Annotated in this window: 20 protein-coding genes; 13 read left to right on the top strand and 7 right to left on the bottom strand. The window is 64.9% G+C overall.

Translation table 11 applies throughout. The features are described from left to right. Positions 1-68 precede the first annotated feature (68 nt). The 7 genes from K1T73_RS13410 (at position 69) to K1T73_RS13380 (ending at position 8,491) form a co-directional block, all read left to right on the top strand. Positions 69-1,388 carry a short-chain fatty acyl-CoA regulator family protein gene (locus K1T73_RS13410; RefSeq protein WP_220601181.1) on the top strand — a complete coding sequence of 440 codons (1,320 nt, stop codon included), beginning with the start codon at positions 69-71 and terminating at the stop codon, positions 1,386-1,388. Positions 1,389-1,450: 62 nt separating this feature from the next. Next, on the top strand, positions 1,451-1,819 hold the full coding sequence (locus tag K1T73_RS13405) for a response regulator transcription factor (RefSeq protein ID WP_220601180.1): 369 nt from the start codon (positions 1,451-1,453) through the stop codon (positions 1,817-1,819). After that, complete coding sequence (locus K1T73_RS13400) at positions 1,816-2,106, top strand: hypothetical protein (protein WP_220601179.1); 291 nt, start codon at positions 1,816-1,818, stop codon at positions 2,104-2,106. Before K1T73_RS13405 ends, K1T73_RS13400 begins: the two co-directional genes overlap by 4 nt. Beyond that, positions 2,103-4,793, top strand: a complete 2,691-nt coding sequence (locus K1T73_RS13395) for an ATP-binding protein (protein ID WP_220601178.1) — start codon at positions 2,103-2,105, stop codon at positions 4,791-4,793. Before K1T73_RS13400 ends, K1T73_RS13395 begins: the two co-directional genes overlap by 4 nt. A gap of 77 nt (positions 4,794-4,870) precedes the next feature. Continuing rightward, the gene (locus K1T73_RS13390; protein WP_220601177.1) at positions 4,871-5,950 is read left to right on the top strand and encodes a FliM/FliN family flagellar motor switch protein; all 1,080 of its coding nucleotides are present in this window, start codon (positions 4,871-4,873) and stop codon (positions 5,948-5,950) included. A 232-nt stretch (positions 5,951-6,182) separates the two neighbouring features. After that, on the top strand, positions 6,183-6,395 hold the full coding sequence (locus K1T73_RS13385) for a hypothetical protein (protein WP_220601176.1): 213 nt from the start codon (positions 6,183-6,185) through the stop codon (positions 6,393-6,395). A 206-nt stretch (positions 6,396-6,601) separates the two neighbouring features. Next, positions 6,602-8,491, top strand: coding sequence for an enoyl-CoA hydratase-related protein (locus K1T73_RS13380; RefSeq protein WP_310794395.1), 1,890 nt, complete (start codon positions 6,602-6,604; stop codon positions 8,489-8,491). Here the strand turns inward: K1T73_RS13380 and K1T73_RS13375 are convergent. Then, complete coding sequence (locus K1T73_RS13375) at positions 8,475-8,693, bottom strand: hypothetical protein (protein WP_220601174.1); 219 nt, start codon at positions 8,691-8,693, stop codon at positions 8,475-8,477. The genes K1T73_RS13380 and K1T73_RS13375 overlap by 17 nt on opposite strands. A gap of 195 nt (positions 8,694-8,888) precedes the next feature. Between K1T73_RS13375 and K1T73_RS13370 the strand changes: the two genes are divergently transcribed. Then, positions 8,889-9,146 carry a DUF2312 domain-containing protein gene (locus tag K1T73_RS13370; protein ID WP_220601173.1) on the top strand — a complete coding sequence of 86 codons (258 nt, stop codon included), beginning with the start codon at positions 8,889-8,891 and terminating at the stop codon, positions 9,144-9,146. Positions 9,147-9,245: 99 nt separating this feature from the next. On the opposite strand, the gene K1T73_RS13365 is transcribed toward K1T73_RS13370, so the two are convergent. The 4 genes from K1T73_RS13365 to rpsF form a co-directional block, all read right to left on the bottom strand. Further along, positions 9,246-10,505 (bottom strand): D-amino acid dehydrogenase, encoded by a 1,260-nt coding sequence (locus tag K1T73_RS13365; protein WP_220601172.1) that lies wholly within the window; start codon positions 10,503-10,505, stop codon positions 9,246-9,248. Positions 10,506-10,659: 154 nt separating this feature from the next. Further along, the gene (gene rplI / locus K1T73_RS13360; RefSeq protein ID WP_220601171.1) at positions 10,660-11,304 is read right to left on the bottom strand and encodes a 50S ribosomal protein L9; all 645 of its coding nucleotides are present in this window, start codon (positions 11,302-11,304) and stop codon (positions 10,660-10,662) included. Between the two features lie 10 nt (positions 11,305-11,314). After that, positions 11,315-11,542 carry a 30S ribosomal protein S18 gene (gene rpsR, locus K1T73_RS13355; RefSeq protein WP_220601170.1) on the bottom strand — a complete coding sequence of 76 codons (228 nt, stop codon included), beginning with the start codon at positions 11,540-11,542 and terminating at the stop codon, positions 11,315-11,317. A 17-nt stretch (positions 11,543-11,559) separates the two neighbouring features. Continuing rightward, on the bottom strand, positions 11,560-11,916 hold the full coding sequence (rpsF, locus tag K1T73_RS13350; protein WP_220601169.1) for a 30S ribosomal protein S6: 357 nt from the start codon (positions 11,914-11,916) through the stop codon (positions 11,560-11,562). 243 nt (positions 11,917-12,159) lie between these two features. Here rpsF and K1T73_RS13345 point away from each other — a divergent pair, with 243 nt between their 5' ends. Then, positions 12,160-12,657: a hypothetical protein gene (locus tag K1T73_RS13345; protein WP_220601168.1), complete on the top strand. Its 498-nt coding sequence runs from the start codon at positions 12,160-12,162 to the stop codon at positions 12,655-12,657. Between the two features lie 116 nt (positions 12,658-12,773). Continuing rightward, entirely contained in the window at positions 12,774-13,352 is a 579-nt protein-coding gene (locus tag K1T73_RS13340) for a YceI family protein (RefSeq protein ID WP_220601167.1), read from the top strand. Between the two features lie 51 nt (positions 13,353-13,403). On the opposite strand, the gene K1T73_RS13335 is transcribed toward K1T73_RS13340, so the two are convergent. After that, complete coding sequence (locus K1T73_RS13335) at positions 13,404-14,633, bottom strand: cytochrome b/b6 domain-containing protein (protein ID WP_220601166.1); 1,230 nt, start codon at positions 14,631-14,633, stop codon at positions 13,404-13,406. A gap of 169 nt (positions 14,634-14,802) precedes the next feature. On the opposite strand from K1T73_RS13335, the gene fabD reads away from it, so the two are divergent. The 3 genes from fabD (at position 14,803) to K1T73_RS13320 (ending at position 16,977) form a co-directional block, all read left to right on the top strand. Continuing rightward, positions 14,803-15,747, top strand: coding sequence for an ACP S-malonyltransferase (gene fabD, locus K1T73_RS13330; protein WP_220601165.1), 945 nt, complete (start codon positions 14,803-14,805; stop codon positions 15,745-15,747). Positions 15,748-15,776: 29 nt separating this feature from the next. Next, the gene (gene fabG / locus K1T73_RS13325) at positions 15,777-16,514 is read left to right on the top strand and encodes a 3-oxoacyl-[acyl-carrier-protein] reductase (protein ID WP_220601164.1); all 738 of its coding nucleotides are present in this window, start codon (positions 15,777-15,779) and stop codon (positions 16,512-16,514) included. Between the two features lie 229 nt (positions 16,515-16,743). After that, positions 16,744-16,977: an acyl carrier protein gene (locus tag K1T73_RS13320; protein WP_220601163.1), complete on the top strand. Its 234-nt coding sequence runs from the start codon at positions 16,744-16,746 to the stop codon at positions 16,975-16,977. A 99-nt stretch (positions 16,978-17,076) separates the two neighbouring features. On the opposite strand, the gene K1T73_RS13315 is transcribed toward K1T73_RS13320, so the two are convergent. Then, positions 17,077-17,514, bottom strand: a complete 438-nt coding sequence (locus K1T73_RS13315; RefSeq protein WP_220601162.1) for a PRC-barrel domain-containing protein — start codon at positions 17,512-17,514, stop codon at positions 17,077-17,079. Positions 17,515-17,716: the final 202 nt, after the last annotated feature.

Genomic DNA, 17,716 nt, shown 5'->3' with positions numbered 1-17,716 from the left:
AAAGAAATGAAAACAAAAATCAGGTAATCTGTAAAAAACTTGTCAGAGAGCGGCTAGGACCTTGATTCATGGGGGAAAATGACGCGAGGGAAATCGGCCTCGTCGGAAGCCGGATCCGCGAGCGTCGTCTCGCGCTGGGCATCAGGCAGGCGCATCTTGCCGAAGAGGTCGGTATCTCGCCCTCCTATCTCAATCTCATCGAGCACAACCGGCGCAGAATCGCGGGCGGTCTCGTTCTTCACATCGCGGATGCCCTGAAAGTCGAACCCGCCCTGCTGACCCGCGGACCGGCGGCCGCGCTTGTGGGCGGGTTGCGGGAGGCTGCCAAGGCGGTGGCGGACGAGGGCCTCGACCTCGCCGCCGCCGAGGAATTCGCGGAACGATTTCCCGGTTGGGCCGAGCTTCTCATCCGGGGGCGACGCGAGATCGGTCGGCTCGAACAGGCAGTCGAGGCCCTGACCGATCGTCTGAGCCATGACCCAGATCTGGCCGGGAAACTGCACGAGGTGCTGAGCGTTGTCACCGCGATCCGATCCACCGCGTCGATCCTGGTCGAGACGCCCGATCTCGAGACCGGGTGGCTCGACAGGTTCCATCGCAACATCCATCAGGATAGCCGCAGACTTGCCGAAGGGGCGGCCGCGCTCGTCTCGTATCTCGAGACGCCTCCGGGCGAACACACCGGCACGCTGACCCCGCAAGAGGAGTTCGACGCATTTCTCGACGCACGCGGCCATCATTTTCCCGCGCTCGAGCAGCCGGGGGCGGCCCCCGCCGAGATCGTCGAGGGTGCGGAGGAACTGCGCTCGGACGGTGGGCGCACTCTCGCCCTCGAATGGCTGAAGGCCTACGACGAATTGGCCTCCGAACTGCCACTTCGGCAGATGACCGATATGATCGGGCGCGTGGGCGTCGATCCGGTGGCGCTTGCCGGCGACTTGGGCGTGGGTCTGCCGGATGTCATGCGCAGGCTCGCGCATTTGCCCGAGGCGCTCGTCGGAGAGCTTGGGCACGTGGCATGCGACGGCGCGGGGGCGGTCACGCAACGCCGCCCGGTGGCGGGGTTCGCGGTGCCGCGCGGGGTGGGGGCCTGTCCGCTCTGGCCGCTTTACCTGGCGCTGGGGCAACCGGGCCAGCCATTGAGACTGGCCGTGCGGCAGACCGGTCGCGATCCACGCTGGATGACGGCTTTCGCGGTTTCCGAGGTCGAACCCCCTTCGGGCTACCAGATGCCACCGCTGAGGCGCGCGCAGATGCTTCTGGTGCCGGCATCTCGCCCTCCCGACGATCACGAGCCGACGCTGGATACCGGCATCACCTGCCGGATCTGTCCACGTCCTGACTGCACCGCGCGGCGAGAGCCGTCGATCCTTCGAGACGCCTTTTGACAGGGCGAAAACCATTCGTGATAGTGGGCCCGGAGAATTTGATCGGAGGGGAGGCCGATTGAATGGCACCAAACGTGCTTCTGATCGAGGATGAGCCCAACATAATCGAAGCCATCGGTTTCGTTCTGAAGCGCAACGGCCTTACCGTCCGAACCCATTCGAACGGCGTCGATGCGGTCGAGGCGGTGCGGCGCGAAAGGCCGGACGTGGTCATTCTGGACGTCATGCTGCCGGGCAAGAGCGGCTTCGATATTCTCCAGGAACTCAGGCAGGATGACGAGTTGGGGAACATCCCGGTCCTGATGCTTACCGCGCGCGGGCAGAAACGGGACCGCGATATGGCCGAACGCGCGGGTGCCAGTCGCTACATGACCAAACCCTTCGCAAATGCCGCCGTGCTCGAGGCCGTGCAGGATCTGATGAACGGATGAAACGCTGGCGCGATCCCGTTTTCACCGAACGGCGCACCTATCGCAGGCGCAGGATGACCGACGCGGCGACGCTCCTGCCATTCTTCGGTGCGGGCCTCTTTCTGTTGCCGATGGTCTGGGGCGGGCCGGATCTGCGGACAAGCACGGTGATCCTTTTTCTCTTTCCGGTCTGGGCCGGATTGTGCGTCCTGTCCGTCATCGTTTCGCGTGACCTTGAGTCGGGAGAAGAGGACGGAACGCAGGAGATGGCGGAGCGCCCACCGGACGAGGAAGCCGACGAGAGATGAGCGTTCTCAACCTGCTTCTGACGGTGTCGCTGGGTTACGTGGTGTTGCTCTTCGGCGTCGCATTCGCCGCGGATCGCGCGGCCCGGCGCGGCCGGGGAGCATGGCTGCGCTCGCCCGTGATCTACACGCTTTCTCTGTCGATCTATTGCACGGCCTGGACCTTCTACGGCGCGGTCGGCTTCGCGGCGCGCTCGGGGCTGGAATTCGTCACGATCTATCTCGGCCCCACGCTCGTCATGATCGGGTGGTGGACCATACTGCGCCGGATGGTGCGGATAGGACGCGCGCAGCGCATCACGTCGATCGCCGACATGATGTCGTCGCGCTATGGCAAGTCGAACCTGCTTGCCGTTTTCGTGACTTTGATCGCCGTCATCGGCACCACGCCCTACATCGCGCTGCAGTTGCAGTCCGTCACGCTTTCGATCAATGCCTTTGCCCAGACCGATCCGGCCTCGGATCCCGCAGCGACCTCCGGCTTTTCGACCTTGTGGATCGCGGCAGGGCTTGCGTTGTTCACGGTCCTTTTCGGAACGCGAAACCTCGATGTGAACGAACGCCATCACGGGGTGGTGATGGCGATCGCGCTCGAGGCGGTCGTGAAGCTCTGCGCGCTTCTTGCCGTCGGCATCTTCGTGGTCTGGGGGCTGGGGCAGGGGCCTGTGGACCTCCTGTCGCGGATCGACGCGTCGGAGATCGCCACATGGGAGGTCTCGAGCGGGCGTTGGGTGGGTCTTACCATGCTGTCGGCCGCCGCCTTCCTGTGTTTGCCTCGCATGTTCCAGGTCATGGTGGTCGAAAACCAGGACGAGCGTCACCTGCGCACCGCGGCCTGGGCCTTTCCGACCTATCTCCTGTTGATGAGTCTTTTCGTGGTGCCCATCGCCGTCATGGGGCTCGAGCTTCTGCCGGCAGGGTCCAACCCGGATCTCTTCGTCCTGACCCTTCCTCTGCTGGCCGGCCAGGATGGGCTTGCCGTCTTCAGCTTCATCGGCGGCTTTTCCTCGGCGACCTCCATGGTGATCGTGGCCTCAATCGCGCTTTCGACGATGGTGTCAAACCATATCGTGATGCCGATCTGGCTGAAGATGACCGGGGGAACGGCGGTAATGTCGGGGGATGTCCGCAGCGTCGCGCTCATTGCACGGCGGCTTTCCATCGCGGCGGTGGTCTCGCTGGGATATCTCTATTTCCGTGTATCGGGCGGGGGGACCGCGCTTGCAGCCATCGGGCTCATCGCCTTCGTCGGCGTGTCGCAGTTTCTTCCCGCGCTCGTCGGCGGGCTTCTCTGGCGTGGCGCCACGAGGAGCGGCGCATTGGCAGGGCTGACCATCGGTTTCGCCGTCTGGCTCTACTGCCTGTTCCTGCCCGGCCTCGGCGCGGGCGCAGTCATCCCGCAGGACGTGATGGACAACGGTCTTTTTGGCCAAGGCTGGCTCAGGCCGTACGCCATGTTCGGCGCGCGCGGGCTTGATCCGGTGCTCCACGCGATGCTCTGGAGCCTATCTCTCAACCTGTTGACCTTCGTCACCGTGTCGATCCTGGGGTTCCCCTCCCCGCAGGAACGGCTCCAGGGCGCGCAGTTCGTCAACGTCTTCGAGCATTCGCGTATCTCGGGCGGGTGGCATGCCGGCATGGCCCAGAGCGAAGACCTTCTCATCATGGCGCAGCGCATCATGGGCCCCGAGGAGGCGCGGAAGCTCTTTGGCCGAGCGGCGGCGATCCAGGGGCTTTCCGGCTTCCTGCCGGAACCCACGACCGATTTCATCGAGTTGCTCGAGCGCGAGTTGGCGGGTTCCGTCGGATCGGCCACTGCGCATGCGATGATATCCCAGATCATCGGCGGCGCGCATGTCTCGGTCGACGACCTTCTTGCGGTGGCGGACGAGACCGCGCAGATCATGCAGTATTCCTCGCGGCTCGAGGCGAAATCCGCCGAGCTTGCCGATACGGCCCGCCAATTGCAGGAAGTGAACGCGAAGCTAACGCAGATCTCGATCCAGAAGGACGGGTTTCTGTCGCAGATCAGTCACGAGCTCCGGACCCCCATGACTTCGATCCGCGCCTTCTCGGAAATTCTCCGTGATGCCGACGGCCTCGGCAAGGAAGACCAGGCCCGCTATGCCGGCATCATCCACGACGAGGCGAAGCGGCTCACGCGGCTTCTCGACGACCTCCTCGACCTGAGCGTTCTCGAGAGCGGCGAGATCGTCCTGAACAGGCGTGAGGGCCGTCTATCGGATCTGCTGGACCGCGCCATTGCCGCAACGGGCGGAGAAAGCAGCGCGCTTGTCGTACATCCGGCCGAAGGAGCGGAAGACGTGGTGCTGGACACCGATCTCGACCGCTTGGCACAGGTTTTCATCAACCTCGTGTCGAATGCCCAGAAATACTGCGATGCGCCCGACCCGCAGCTCTGGCTCGAGTTGCACGAGATCCCCGGCGGCGTCGCACTCGATTTCATCGACAACGGCTCGGGTGTGCCGCCGGATCACCAGCAACTGATCTTCGAGAAATTTTCCCGCGTGGGCGAGACGCGGGCCGGTGGAGCTGGGCTCGGCCTCGCCATCTGCCGCGAGATCATGGCGCGGCTCGGGGGGCAGATCCGCTATCTTGCCGATGCCGAACGACCGGCGTTCCGGGTTGAGCTTTCCAATGAGATGCTGGCGAGACCCCGGGCGGCGTGAGGTTGCTGTAAGGGGATTGGTAACCAAACGCGCGGTAGAGTGGCCCGGCAACGCAGATCGCTACGGGTTTATCAAGAATGGAAGCCGACGCCTCCGACAGGGTGATCTCGAGGAAGGCCCGCACCGCGCGGGAAGGGTTCGAAGCGCGCGCCATGTCACCCGCCAAGGCGCTTCGCCTGGCGCTCGCCAAGGCCGCGGACGCCACCATGGACCTCGCGCTCGCTGTCACAACGCTCGAGCAATCGCAGGTGTCGCGCGGCGAATTGATAAAGACATTCGCGGCCCCGGGGCTGCTGATCCTGATCGAGGGCGCGCGGCGCGGGGCGGCGCGGCTCGATAGTGGCGCGCTGGCCTCCATCATCGAGCAGCAGACCATCGGGCGCGTGACCGACCGCGCCATTGGCGAACGGCCGGTGACACGCACGGATGCCGCACTGGTGGCGTCCTTTCTGGACGACACCCTGTCGCGCCTGGCCGGATTCCTCTCCGATCAAGAGGGGGCGGAAACATGGCGCGGTTATGAATACGGTGCCATGCTGGAAAACGCGCATGATCTCGACCTGTCGCTCGAGTCCGAGGAGTTCCACCTGTTCCGCGTCTCCACCTCGCTCGCCGACGGGATGCGCCTGGGCCTCATCGAAATCGCGCTGCCGGTTGTCGACCTGCCGCCCGAAGAGCGCGACGGCGAGGGGGCGGCGCCCGAACGGGGGCGAGCGCTCGCATCCGTCGTGGTGGAGGCTACGGTCACATTCGATGCAGTCCTCGACCGCGTGTCCATGCCTATCGACGAGGTGATGAAGCTCGCGGTCGGCAATCGAGTTCCGCTCGACATCGGACCGGATCTCCTGCTGCGTGTCGAAGGCGTGGGGCGTCACCTCGTTTCCGGCGCGCGGCTTGGCCAGATGAACGGCGCTCGCGCGGTGCGACTCGTTTCGTCGGAAACACCGCGTCGATCGAGTGGACGAACGGATGGTGCCGGGCCGATGCCACCGCCTGTCTCCCAAACGAGCGACCGCGCAGCCACGGAAGGCGCGGTGACAGCGTCGAAACCGAATGAGACAGATCCGGCCGGCACGTCCGCTTTGGCGGACCATGAGGAGGACACTCCGCGCCCCGAGGCGGCTGATCCGCAGGAAACCTATCCTCTCGATGCCTGAAAACCGGGTTCAACGCCCTATCGGCGGAAACACGATGACAACGGTGTGAGCCACGGGCGGAAATTCGCAAAAGAACGTCCTTCTTTGACAAAGCGCAAGTTGGGTGCGCCCGAAACATGGTATGGTTGTTTCGACAGGCCCCGAATGCTGCCCGGCTCGGCGACCTGTCTCGCACGGTCGAGAAGATGCGCGAACCGACATGCGATGCTGATGCTGCTGAAAGGGGGGAATCATGAACACCATGTCACAGGAAAGCATTTCAGGCCTCATCCGGACGCTCGAGGCGTACTCGCCCGAAGAACGCTTCTCGAAGATTCCGAAATTGCGTTACATGATCGCCATGCGCGAAGCCTCGGGTGACATGCCACCACGTGGCGCGCGCCAGATGTTGCGCTCGCTCGAGGAAGAGGCCGTCGAGGCGATCTTCGACAACATGCCGGTATGAAATCCTAGGGACCAGCGTCGAAAGCCCGCGTGGGCGGAGCGATCCCATGCGTCGTTCCGTGGGGACCGTTGAGCTGTGACAGGTGACCCGGCGATCACGCCGCCCTCAACTCAACCTTGCCAAGGTGAGCGGGTTTCGCGTCAAATGGGACCGGATCGAGGTGCCGAACCTCTCGCTGACCGTTCGGCCCCGGCGCAATCGAACTGGTGCCACATGGGGATCGCCATGACATCGAATCCGTGAGGGTCGAGACATCTCAGCGCGATGGCATCGTCACACTCGTGCTTTCGTGCCCGCCGGTGAACGGACTCAGCGCATCCATGCGCGACGATCTCTCGCGCGCCCTCGACGCGGCCTTCGCGGAAACCTCGACTACCGGCATCCTCATAGCGGGCGCAAACGGACGCTTGTCGGCCGGTCTCGATATCGCGGCCTATGGCGACGCGGAGACCATCGGCGATATGGTCGCTCTCTGCGACCGGATCGAAGCCGCGCGGGTCCCCGTCGCGATCCTGCTCGACGGACTGGTCAGTGGCGCCGCTCTCTCGCTCGCCTTGGCGGCCCACTTCCGGGTTGCGACACCACGGGCCCGGCTTGCGGTGACCGAGTTGCAGCTTGGCATGATCCCGTGCGGTGGCCTCACGCAGCGTCTTCCGCGACTCGTCGGGGCGCAGACCGCGCTACGTCTCATGCTCACGGCCAAGGCCGTCCGGGCCACCGATCCGGTCGCGCGGCCTTTGGTCGATCATCTTGCCGAGAGTGACGCGGTGGATGAGGCTGTGCGGTTTCTTGCGAAAAAGACGTCGCCGCGCCGGACCAGGGATCGCAGGATGGGGCTCAACGATCCGCGCACCTATCTTCAGTCCGTGCGGGATATCCAATCCCGGATGTCCGACATGTCGAGCCCCGAGGGCGCGGCCCTGCGCACGGTCGAGGCCGCGCTTCTCCTGCCGTTCGAGCAAGGCGTCGCGCTCGAAAGCTGCCTCGGCGCGGAATGCCGCGACGCGCCGCGTGCGCGGGCCGCGCGCCACATGGCCATCGTGGCGCAGCAAGCCCGGCTTCCGGCGCATCTCTCGACTCAAGTCACCCATCCTGGCCGAATGTCCCTGGAAGGCGAAGATGGGGAGGTTGTCGCCTTCGGGTCGAGAGCGCTCGTGAAGGGTTGGACGGTGGAGTTTCGATCGGAAAAATCCGAGGAACTGGCGCGGCGGATCAAAGAGACGCTGGACCGGGCGGTGTCCCGCGGAAAGGTCGCGGGCGAGGAGCGGGACGCGGCCCTGGGCAGGCTGGCATTGAATGGTGCGACGGCCGACGATGGCGTAATCACGCTTTACGCCGGAACGCCGGCTCCGGAAGGCACGGTTCGGCTTGGCCTGACCATGGACACGACGATCCCCGCGCTCTGGATGGGCACGCCCCACGATGACGTCACCGTTGCGGAGCTGTCGGGTCCGGTTTCGAGCGAGGGTGATCTTGCCCGCGCGGCGGCGTTCGCGCGGTCTGTTTGTCCGGTGGTGATTCGGAGCGGACGGGGCGCCGGCTGTGCAACCCGGTGGCTCGGGGCCGGATATCTTGCCGCCGCCTTCGACCTTCGCGCAATGGGCTGGTCCGAGACGGAAATCGACGGGGCCGCCAAGACCCTCGGTGCTGAACGAGGACCGTTTGAAATCATGCGGAGGCTGGGCACCGATCGGGCCGCCGGGGAGCTGGCGTGGTTCGCGGAATGCGCTGGTTGGCGCGCACCGGACGATCAGGCTTCGGGAGATGGGCCCGGAATCATCTCACCAAAGCGCGGTTTGCTTGGTGCCATGGTGAACGTCGTGCTGCACGCGCTTTGCCATCGCGTGGTTTTCCGACCTGCCGACGCGGAGATGCTACTTGTCCATCTGACCCGCGTCGAGGCCGCGCGCGGGGGGATGCTGTTTCAGGCCGATGAAGAAGGCCTTCTGTCCCTCTTGAGGAATTTGGAAGCACTCGGCGCGGGGCAGGGAAGCACGCTGAGACCGGTGCCGGCCTGGGAAGCGATGGTTCTGGAGGGACGGGATTTCTTCGCGCGGCCCTTCGATTTCGACGCGTTTCTCAGGACGTCAGAATAATGCCCAGGATCACCAGCATGAGACCCGCCATCGACAGCAACAGCGCGCCGGTATTGACCGGCACGACCTTCTGAACCTCGCGCCTCAGCGCGTCGTCAGACAGCCCCGACCGGCGCACGGTCCAGACACGCCAGATGCACCAGACAAGGCCCAGAAGGCCGATGAGCGAGGTCGCGGCGCCGAGCCAGATCAAAGTGTCCATGTTGCAAGTCCCGTGGCTGTGCTGGGGTGGCCTATCGCAGTCGGGGGGGCAGGGCAAGGCGGGGGTCATTTGACCGGTTGCGGCGGATGGTGAAATCGCCTTAAACCGTCGAACGCCCGGACGCGGCGGTCGTGATGTTTTCCCTCAACGGCCGGCCCGGTTTCGGGCTGGGCAGCAGCTAGGGAGAGCGAGCAGATGCAGGACGCCACGGAAGCCAATTACCGCGTGACCGCGGATGAACTTCGTCAATTCATCGAGCGTTTCGAACGGCTTGAGGCCGAGAAACGGGATATCGCGGATCAGCAGAAAGAGGTCATGGCCGAGGCCAAGGCGCGGGGTTATGACACCAAGGTCATGCGGCAGGTGATCTCGCTTCGCAAGCGCGACAAGGATGATATCGCCGAGGAAGAGGCGGTTCTGGAGATGTACAAGGAAGCGCTCGGGATGACCTGAACCGGGCGATTTTCGCACGTCGGTATCTACGTCGGTATCCACGTCGGTATCGTGTCGGTGCGCGAGCGGGGCCGGTATGCCCCGCCCCCGCGTCGCCGCCTAGCGTTGGTAACGCGCGGCGGTCAGCCCCTCGAACGAGATTTCCGGCGTCCGGCCCAGCACGACATCCGCAACCGCGCGGCCCGAGCCGCAGGCCATGGTCCAGCCCAGCGTGCCATGCCCGGTGTTGAGAAAGAGGTTCTCGTAACGCGACGGTCCCAGCACCGGTGTTCCGTCGGGCGTCATCGGGCGCAGGCCCGTCCAGCCCTCGGCGCGCGAGAGGTCGCCGCCCTTGGGGAAAAGATCGCCGATGACGTGCTTGACGGTATCTGTCGCGTGCGGCCCGAGGCGGTTGGAATAGCCCGCGATCTCGGCTTGGCCCGCGACGCGGATGCGGTCGCCCAGGCGCGTGATCGCGACCTTGTGCGTTTCGTCCATGACGGTCGATTGCGGCGCGCCCGCGTCATCGACGACGGGAAGCGTCACCGAATAGCCCTTGACCGGATAGACGGGAAGCTTGATCCCGATGGGATTGAGCACGCGCACCGCGTAGCTTCCCATCGCGCAGACGTAGGCGTCACCGGTGATCCGTCCCGCGATTTCGGTATCCACGCCGGTGATCCGGTCGCCCTCGGTCGCGATGGACCTGATCGTCTGTCCATACTGGAATTCGACGCCCATCTCGACGCATTTCTCGGTCAGCGCGATGGTAAACATGCGGCAATCGCCGGTGCGATCCGCAGTGAGGCGCAACCCGCCGACGAATTTCTCGCGCACATGTGCCAGCGCGGGTTCGGCGGCGATGCACCCGTCGCGGTCCAGCACCTCGTAGGGCGAATCGTACTCCGCAAGGATCTCCTGGTCGGCCTTCGATGCCTTGACCTGTTTCTCGGTGCGGAAAAGCTGAAGCGTGCCCTGCGCGCGGCCGTCATACTCGATGCCCGTCTCGGCGATGAGATCGGGCATCACGTCGCGCGAGTAGCTCGAGACGCGGACCATGCGGCCCTTGTTCACCTTGTAGCTTTCCTCGTTGCAGTTGCGCACCATCTGCACGCACCACTTCCACATGGTCGGGCTGATGAGCGGCCAGATGAAGAGCGGGCGGCGCTTCATGAACATCCACCTGACGGCCTTCATCGGGATGCCGGGCGCGGCCCAGGGCGAGGTCATGCCATAGCTGAGCTGCCCCGCATTGGCATAGCTCGTTTCGAGGCCCGGCCCGGTCTGGCGGTCGATCACGACCACGTCGGCACCATGTTTGGCGAGATAGTAGGCTGTTGTGACGCCGATGACACCGGCGCCCATGACGACAACTTTCATGACATATGCCCTTTCGAAAGCTCGCGTGACCATATCCGGCGCGAGGGCGGGGGTGAAGCCCCCGACATGAGCCGCGGGGGAACGTGAAAGTGGGGCCGCACGTAAAAGGCCGCGCAGGAAATGCGCGGCCTTTCATGTCCGGTGTCGAGGGGGATCAGCCTTTCGAGCTGTCGTCCTCGTCGTCGCCTTCCGTCTCGGGCAGGACTTCCTCGACCGTTTCCGCGAGGTCCTGGTCGTCGGAGGCGGCGGAGCCGATATCCTCGAAGAGCTCGGCGATCTCGTAATCGGCCGCGGCTTCTTCTTCGGCTGCCGCTTCCTGGATCGACTTGCCCGACGCCTGAAGCTCGGCCTCCTCGGGCGAGCGGGCGACGTTGAGCGTGATCGTGGCCTCGACCTCGGGGTGCAGCGTCACGTGGACGTCATGCAGGCCCAGATACTTGATGGGCTGCTTGATGAGTACCTGCTTGCGATCGAGCGAGAAGCCCTCGTCGGTGGCGGTCTGCGCGGCGTCGCGCGTGGTGACAGACCCGTAGAGCGCGCCGGAATCGGCGGCCTGGCGAATCACGACGAACTGCTTGCCATCGAGATCGGCGGCCATCTTCTCGGCCTCTTTCCTGGTCTCGAGGTTGCGCGCCTCGAGCTGTGCCTTCTGGTCCTCGAAGGCGGCGATGTTCTCTTTCGAGGCGGTGAGCGCCTTGCCCTGAAGCAGGAGGTAGTTGCGGGCATAGCCGGGCTTGACGTCGACGACTTCGCCCATCTGGCCCAGCTTGGCCACGCGTTCGAGAAGGATAACTTGCATGTCTCTCTCCTTACTTCACGGCGTAGGGCAGCAGGGCGAGGAAGCGGGCGCGCTTGATGGCGCGGGCCAGTTCACGCTGCTTCTTGCCCGAGACGGCGGTGATGCGCGAGGGCACGATCTTGCCACGCTCGGAAATGTAGCGTTGCAGGAGCTTGGTGTCCTTGTAGTCGATCTTGGGCGCGTTCTCGCCCGAGAAGGGGCAGACCTTGCGACGGCGGAAAAACGGTTTTGCAGCCATGGGTTCGTCTCCTTGCCTTACGGGCGGCGTTCGCGGCGGTCGCCACGTTCGTCGCGTTTCTGCATCTGGATCGAGGGGCCTTCCTCGTGCTCGTCGACCTTGATGGTCAGCACGCGCATGACGTCGTCATGCAGGCGCATCAGGCGCTCCATCTCCTGCACGGCTTCGGCCGGTGCGTCGGTGCGCATGAAGGCATAGTGGCCCTTGCGGTTCTTGTTGATCTTGTAGGCCATCGTCTTGACACCCCAGTACTCGGTATCGACGACCTTGCCACCGTTGTCGGTCACGACTCCGCCGAAATGTTCGACGAGGCCCTCGGCCTGCGTGTTCGACAGGTCCTGGCGCGAGATGAACACATGCTCGTAAAGCGGCATGGAAACTCCATTTCTATCAAGGCGCATTTCAAAGGATGGACGCGGTAAACCCGGCTGCGGCCCATCCACGAGAGACTGCGCGGTTCAAAAACTCTGCAGCCGGACGCGGGCACATACCCCGGATCGCGCCTGCGCACAAGGGGGAGGGCCGGTGCCGAGCAGGTGTCCGATTAACGCCCGCCTGCCGCCGCAATCGCGTCGCAATCGGTGGTCAAGGTTAACGCAACAGACGAGGAGACCCCGATGACATCCCTACCCGACACGATCATGCCCGACCGCGCCCTGCCGCAGATGCCCGAGATCAGGCTTGCCGAGACCGGGAGCGGCTCTGCCTTCCTGACCTCGCTGGGCTGGCGGTTCATCGCGGCTGTCGCGATCCTCGCGGCCCTGGGCGTCTGGATGATGCCGGTCGAGACAGGCGACGTCATCGTCCACGTGATCCGGGCCGCGTTCTCGGTCGGCTTCGGGGTCGCCGCGATCTACGGTCTGAACGCCGGGCGCCGCAATGCCCTTCCCGAGATCCGCATCGATCCAGAGGCCCGCCGCGTCACGATGATCGAATTCGACCGGGCCGGCCACGTCCGGGCCGAGATCGCGCATGATTTCGACGCGCTCCGGGAAGTCGTGCTGCGCGACGGCTGGATGACGGCGCATGACGGGGCGGGACGCCGGGTCCTGTCGCTGCCCGTGGCCGATCCGCAGATGGCACGCGCCCTCAAGGACGCCTTCGACCTCGGCTGACATCACGCGCGGATGTTTGCCCACACACAGGGTCTGTTGAGCCCTGCGGGATTGCCGTGTGGTCGAACCGGGTTACACTCCCTTCCATAAGAAAACCTATTTTCGGGAGATTGGGAATGAAATCCATCGTTTTTGCGACCGCAGCGACCCTTGTTCTTGGCGCCGGGGCGGCCTTGGCCGCGCCAGAGAAGTACATGCTCGATCCCGCGCACAGCCAGGTGATGTTCACCTACGACCACCTCGGATTTTCCAAGACCTACAACGCCTTCTCGGGCTTCGAAGGCGAGATCATGTTCGATGCGGAGGACCCGGCGAGCTCGTCCGTCTCGGTGTCGATCCCGACCAACAAGCTCTACACGGGTTGGGAAGAGCGGTTCCAGCACATGATGTCCGAGGACTTCCTCGGCACTGCGGAGGGCGACATGGTGAGCTTCACGTCGACCGGAATCGAGGTGACGGGCGATGACACGGCCAAGATCATGGGCGATCTGACCATCAACGGCGAGACGAAGCCGGTGACGCTGGATGCGAAGCTCAACAAGGTGGCGGAGCATCCGATGAACGGCAAGGAGACGCTCGGGTTCGAGGCGACGACGACGATCAAGCGGTCCGATTTCGGCGCGGGCAAGTTCGCGCCCAACGTCGGCGATGAGCTCGATGTCACGATCTCGATCGAGGCGCAGAAGGCCGAGTGATCGGGTCCGAGACCGGAGTTTCAGGGCCGCCCCGTGACGGGCGGCCCTTTTTCATTCGGTGGCCCGCGTCGCGGTGAGTTCGAAGCGGATCGTGACGTCGAAGCCGAGCGATGAGGGATCGTTCACGCTCCCGCCGATATCGAAACTGCGCCGGTCGACCACCGCGGTGCCGGAGGCGCGTGCGGTGTCGCCGTCGATCTCGAGTTGGACGGGAAAGTCGAGCGGCTGTTCCTGTTCCTTGATGGTAAGCGTGCCAAGCGCCATGAGCGTGCCGTCCCGGTCCACCAGGTCCGCCTCGTAGCGTGCCGTCGGATGTGTCTCGGCCGCGAGATAGGTGCTGCCCATCGCCTGCTCGGTGACGGAACCGAGGGTGAGGGACGGGGTGGCGATGGTGACCGTGACGTCGCCGTGGCGACCCTCGGCGTCCGGTGTCTCGTCATAGGTGATATCGGCGCTCCAGTCCGAGAACCGCCCCTCGACGGCCGAGCCCATTTGCATGACCTCGATGGCAAGCGTGCCGGATTGCACCTGCCAGTCGCTCTCGGCGCTGCTTGACGCGGCGGTGGCGGCGCCCGCGTGACGCTCGGGAAACCAGCCAAGCCAAACCCCGCCGCCCAGCGCCGCGGCCCAGATGGCAAGCGCGGCGATCACCGGCAGGACATGGCCCGGTTGCCGGGCCGTGGGTTCGGCGCCGCCATGCCCGGGCAGCATCCGCCGCAGCGTGGCATCGCCGTCGATCAGGTGATGCTTGAACGCGCCGGCGACGTGGGCGACGATCGTTCCGATCAGCACCCATTGCAGGATATAGTGCAGCGTCGAGGCGAACTCGGAGACGTATTCGCTCTTCGGCACGAAGGGCAGCGTTTGCCCGAAGGGCCACCAGATCGGCGCGAACCCCGTCGCCGCCGCGTGGTGCACCCAGCCGGTGAGTGGAACAAGGACGATCGAGCCGTAGAGGAGCCAATGCGCGGTCTCGGCCAGGCGTGCCTCGAGCGGATCGTCGCCGTTGAGAAGCCCCGGCTTCGGCTGCACGATGGCCCAGGCGATGCGGGCGAGCGCGACGAAGAAGACGGTGACGCCGATGGTCTTGTGCAGCGAAAAGAGGAAGGTCGCTCGCGCCACGGTCGCGTCGGTCGTCTCGACGTCGGGCGCCTCGATCGCTTGCGCGATGTTGGTGGCCCAGATCCCGAGCCCGAGATTGGTGAGGATCAGGAGCGCCGTCAGCCAGTGAAAGGTCTTGGTGACGGATCCGTAGGTCGTGTGGCTGTTGCCGAGGGGCATGGGTTGGCTCCGGTCGGATGCGTGTCGTTTGATCTTAGCACCGACGCGGTCGCCGGCAATCCGCACCCGCGCACATCGGCTCTGCGCCGCCATTTGCGTTGCGCCCTTCCGCGTGGCACGGTAACGCCTGCATGCAACAACAGGGAAGATAGGGAAGGGGGCGCAGAGCATGACCCGAGCATTCGTATTTCCGGGCCAGGGCGCCCAGACCATCGGGATGGGCCGTGCCCTCGCCGATACCTACCCGCAGGCGCGCGCCGTTTTCGACGAGGTGGACGAGGCGCTAGGCGAAAAGCTGTCCTCCCTGATCTGGGAGGGCGAGCAGGATGAACTGACCCTGACGCGCAACGCACAGCCCGCGCTGATGGCCACGTCGCTCGCCGCGATGGCCGCGCTTGAGGCCGAGGGGGTGAGCGTCGAGGCCGCGAGCTTCGTCGCAGGGCACTCGCTGGGTGAATATTCCGCGCTGGCCGCCGCCGGATCCATCAGCCTGGCCGATACCGCGCGGCTTCTCAGGACGCGCGGCACCGCGATGCAGGAGGCCGTGCCGGTTGGCGCGGGCGCGATGGCGGCGATCCTCGGCCTCGATTTCGACACCGTGCGCCAGATCGCGGCAGAGGCGGCCGGGCGGGACGTGTGCCAGGCGGCCAATGACAACGATCCCGGCCAGGTCGTCGTCTCGGGTGACAAGGCCGCGGTCGAGCGTGCCGTGGATCTGGCCAAGGAAAAGGGCGCCAAGCGCGCGATGCTCCTGCCGGTCAGCGCGCCTTTTCATTGCGAGTTGATGGCGCCCGCCGCGCGGGTGATGGCGGAGGCGCTTGACGACGTGGAGATCGCGACACCGCGCGTGCCGCTGATCGCCAACGTCTTCGCCAAGGAGGTCGAGGACGTGGCGACGATACGCTCGCTCCTCGTGAGCCAGGTGACCGGCTCGGTGCGCTGGCGCGAGTCCGTCGAATACATGACCACGCAGGGTGTCACGGAGTTCTGGGAGATCGGGGCGGGCAAGGCGCTGAGCGGGATGATACGGCGCATCTCGCGGGAGGCGACCTGCCGCGCGGTGGGCACGCCCGAAGACGTGAAGGCCGCGGTCGAGGCGTTGAACGCCGGGTGATCCGGCGATGAGGCAGAAAGGAAGCCAGCATGTTCGATTTGACAGGGAAAAGCGCGCTCGTGACCGGCGCATCGGGCGGGATCGGCGGGGCCATCGCGAGGGCGCTGCATGGCGCGGGCGCGAGCGTCGGGCTGAGCGGGACGCGCGAGGGTCCGCTCGAGGCGCTGGCCGCCGAGCTGGGCGACCGCGCGCATGTCCTGCCCTGTGACCTGGGCGATGCCGAGGCGGTGAACGCGCTGCCGAAACAGGCGATCGAGGCGATGGGCGGGCTCGATATCCTGGTCAACAACGCGGGGATCACGCGCGACCAGATCTTCATGCGGATGTCCGACGAGGAATGGCAGCAGGTGATCGACGTGAACCTCACCAGCACGATGCGCCTTTGTCGCGCCGTGATGCGCCCGATGATGAAGGCCCGCTGGGGCCGGATCGTCAACATCAGCTCGATCGTCGGCGCCACCGGGAATCCCGGCCAGGCCAATTATGCCGCGTCCAAGGCGGGGATGGTGGGGATGACCAAATCCATCGCCTACGAGGTGGCGAGCCGTGGAATCACCGCGAATGCCGTGGCGCCCGGTTTCATCGCCACGGCGATGACCGAGAAGCTGACCGACGATCAGAAGGCCGCTATCAACGACAAGATCCCGGCCGCGCGCATGGGAACGCCCGAGGAAATCGCCGCGGCCGTGCTCTATCTGGCCAGTTCCGAGGCAGGTTATGTCACCGGCGCAACACTGCATGTGAACGGCGGGATGGCGATGCTCTAGCCCGCCTTCCCATGGCGCGGCCTCTTGTCATTGCGGATGGGAATGCCCATTCTGGACAAACCGTTTGCCAACGGCCCGCCATATGCTATAGGCGGCGCTGATTGGCCGGGGCGGCCCCTTGCGGGCCGGGCCGTGAACTCTGCCCGTTGGGCAAAATGAAACCCCCGGAGCCGGAGTGAGCCGGGCCGGCGAACGGGCCAGGAGCCCAAGAAACGAAAAGGATTTTGGCATGAGCGATATCGCAGAGCGCGTGAAGAAGATCGTTGTGGAACATCTGGGCGTCGAAGAGGACAAGGTCACGGAAAACGCCTCGTTCATCGACGATCTGGGCGCCGACAGCCTCGACACGGTCGAGCTTGTCATGGCCTTCGAGGAAGAGTTCGGCATCGAGATTCCCGACGACGCGGCCGAGAACATCCAGACCTTCGGCGATGCGGTGAAGTTCATCAAGGAAGCGCAATAAGCGCGATCCGGCCGGCCTCTTTCCGAGGCGGGCCACAGAACGGAATAAGGGCGAGGTGACGGATCACCTCGCCCTTTGTTTTTCCGCGGACCGGATGGATCAGTCCCAGAAACCTTCGTCGACGCTTGGCAGCGCCTCGAGCTGTTCTTCGCTGTAGCGCGTGACGTAGACGAAGGACTTGTCGTCGACCGGCACGAGCTTCACATCGTCGACCGAGAGGGCCACATGCTTGTCGCCGATGTCGAGGAAACCGCCGACCTCGGCCACGATGCCGATCATCTTGCCGTCCTTCGACAGGACCAGATCCTCGATCTCGCCGATCTGGTTCCACTCGGGATCGACCGCGGTATAGTCCGCATCGTCCCAGCCTTCGTCATCCGCGGCATTCGTGGTGTAGATTTCCGCGTCGGTGATGTCGCGGCTGCGGATCAGGTCGCCCTTCATCCCGGCGAGTTCGTCCGAGCTCGGGGCATCCTGTGCCATCGCTCCGGTCACGCCGAGGGTGAGGGCAAGTGCGCTTGTCGTGAGTAGTTTCATGGTCAGATACCTTTCCTGTCCAAATCGTCTTGTGTTCCACGCCGGTCCGTTCGACCGGCTCGACGGGACAACCGCCGATGCGCGGTTTCGTTCCGTCCCGGCCGGAGGGAAATGCGCGGGGCGCCGCGATTGGACCGCGCGATGCCGATTTGAGATAACTCGCGCCCTCGCGGACATTGCATAATGCCGGGGCCGGGACGCT

Source organism: Roseovarius sp. SCSIO 43702 (assembly GCF_019599045.1).
In the GTDB taxonomy this organism is placed as follows: domain Bacteria; phylum Pseudomonadota; class Alphaproteobacteria; order Rhodobacterales; family Rhodobacteraceae; genus Roseovarius.
The sequence above is the reverse complement of the archived record's forward strand: the minus strand, read 5'-3'. Positions and strand labels throughout refer to the sequence as shown.

Bases quoted from the DNA above. Each gene is read 5' to 3' on its own strand.
- K1T73_RS13410 (WP_220601181.1), top strand. From the start codon at position 69: ATGGGGGAAAATGACGCGAGGGAAATCGGCCTCGTCGGAAGCCGGATC.
- K1T73_RS13405 (WP_220601180.1), top strand. From the start codon at position 1,451: ATGGCACCAAACGTGCTTCTGATCGAGGATGAGCCCAACATAATCGAA.
- K1T73_RS13400 (WP_220601179.1), top strand. From the start codon at position 1,816: ATGAAACGCTGGCGCGATCCCGTTTTCACCGAACGGCGCACCTATCGC.
- K1T73_RS13395 (WP_220601178.1), top strand. From the start codon at position 2,103: ATGAGCGTTCTCAACCTGCTTCTGACGGTGTCGCTGGGTTACGTGGTG.
- K1T73_RS13390 (WP_220601177.1), top strand. From the start codon at position 4,871: ATGGAAGCCGACGCCTCCGACAGGGTGATCTCGAGGAAGGCCCGCACC.
- K1T73_RS13385 (WP_220601176.1), top strand. From the start codon at position 6,183: ATGAACACCATGTCACAGGAAAGCATTTCAGGCCTCATCCGGACGCTC.
- K1T73_RS13375 (WP_220601174.1), bottom strand. From the start codon at position 8,693: ATGGACACTTTGATCTGGCTCGGCGCCGCGACCTCGCTCATCGGCCTT.
- K1T73_RS13370 (WP_220601173.1), top strand. From the start codon at position 8,889: ATGCAGGACGCCACGGAAGCCAATTACCGCGTGACCGCGGATGAACTT.
- K1T73_RS13365 (WP_220601172.1), bottom strand. From the start codon at position 10,505: ATGAAAGTTGTCGTCATGGGCGCCGGTGTCATCGGCGTCACAACAGCC.
- rplI (WP_220601171.1), bottom strand. From the start codon at position 11,304: ATGCAAGTTATCCTTCTCGAACGCGTGGCCAAGCTGGGCCAGATGGGC.
- rpsR (WP_220601170.1), bottom strand. From the start codon at position 11,542: ATGGCTGCAAAACCGTTTTTCCGCCGTCGCAAGGTCTGCCCCTTCTCG.
- rpsF (WP_220601169.1), bottom strand. From the start codon at position 11,916: ATGCCGCTTTACGAGCATGTGTTCATCTCGCGCCAGGACCTGTCGAAC.
- K1T73_RS13345 (WP_220601168.1), top strand. From the start codon at position 12,160: ATGACATCCCTACCCGACACGATCATGCCCGACCGCGCCCTGCCGCAG.
- K1T73_RS13340 (WP_220601167.1), top strand. From the start codon at position 12,774: ATGAAATCCATCGTTTTTGCGACCGCAGCGACCCTTGTTCTTGGCGCC.
- K1T73_RS13335 (WP_220601166.1), bottom strand. From the start codon at position 14,633: ATGCCCCTCGGCAACAGCCACACGACCTACGGATCCGTCACCAAGACC.
- fabD (WP_220601165.1), top strand. From the start codon at position 14,803: ATGACCCGAGCATTCGTATTTCCGGGCCAGGGCGCCCAGACCATCGGG.
- fabG (WP_220601164.1), top strand. From the start codon at position 15,777: ATGTTCGATTTGACAGGGAAAAGCGCGCTCGTGACCGGCGCATCGGGC.
- K1T73_RS13320 (WP_220601163.1), top strand. From the start codon at position 16,744: ATGAGCGATATCGCAGAGCGCGTGAAGAAGATCGTTGTGGAACATCTG.
- K1T73_RS13315 (WP_220601162.1), bottom strand. From the start codon at position 17,514: ATGAAACTACTCACGACAAGCGCACTTGCCCTCACCCTCGGCGTGACC.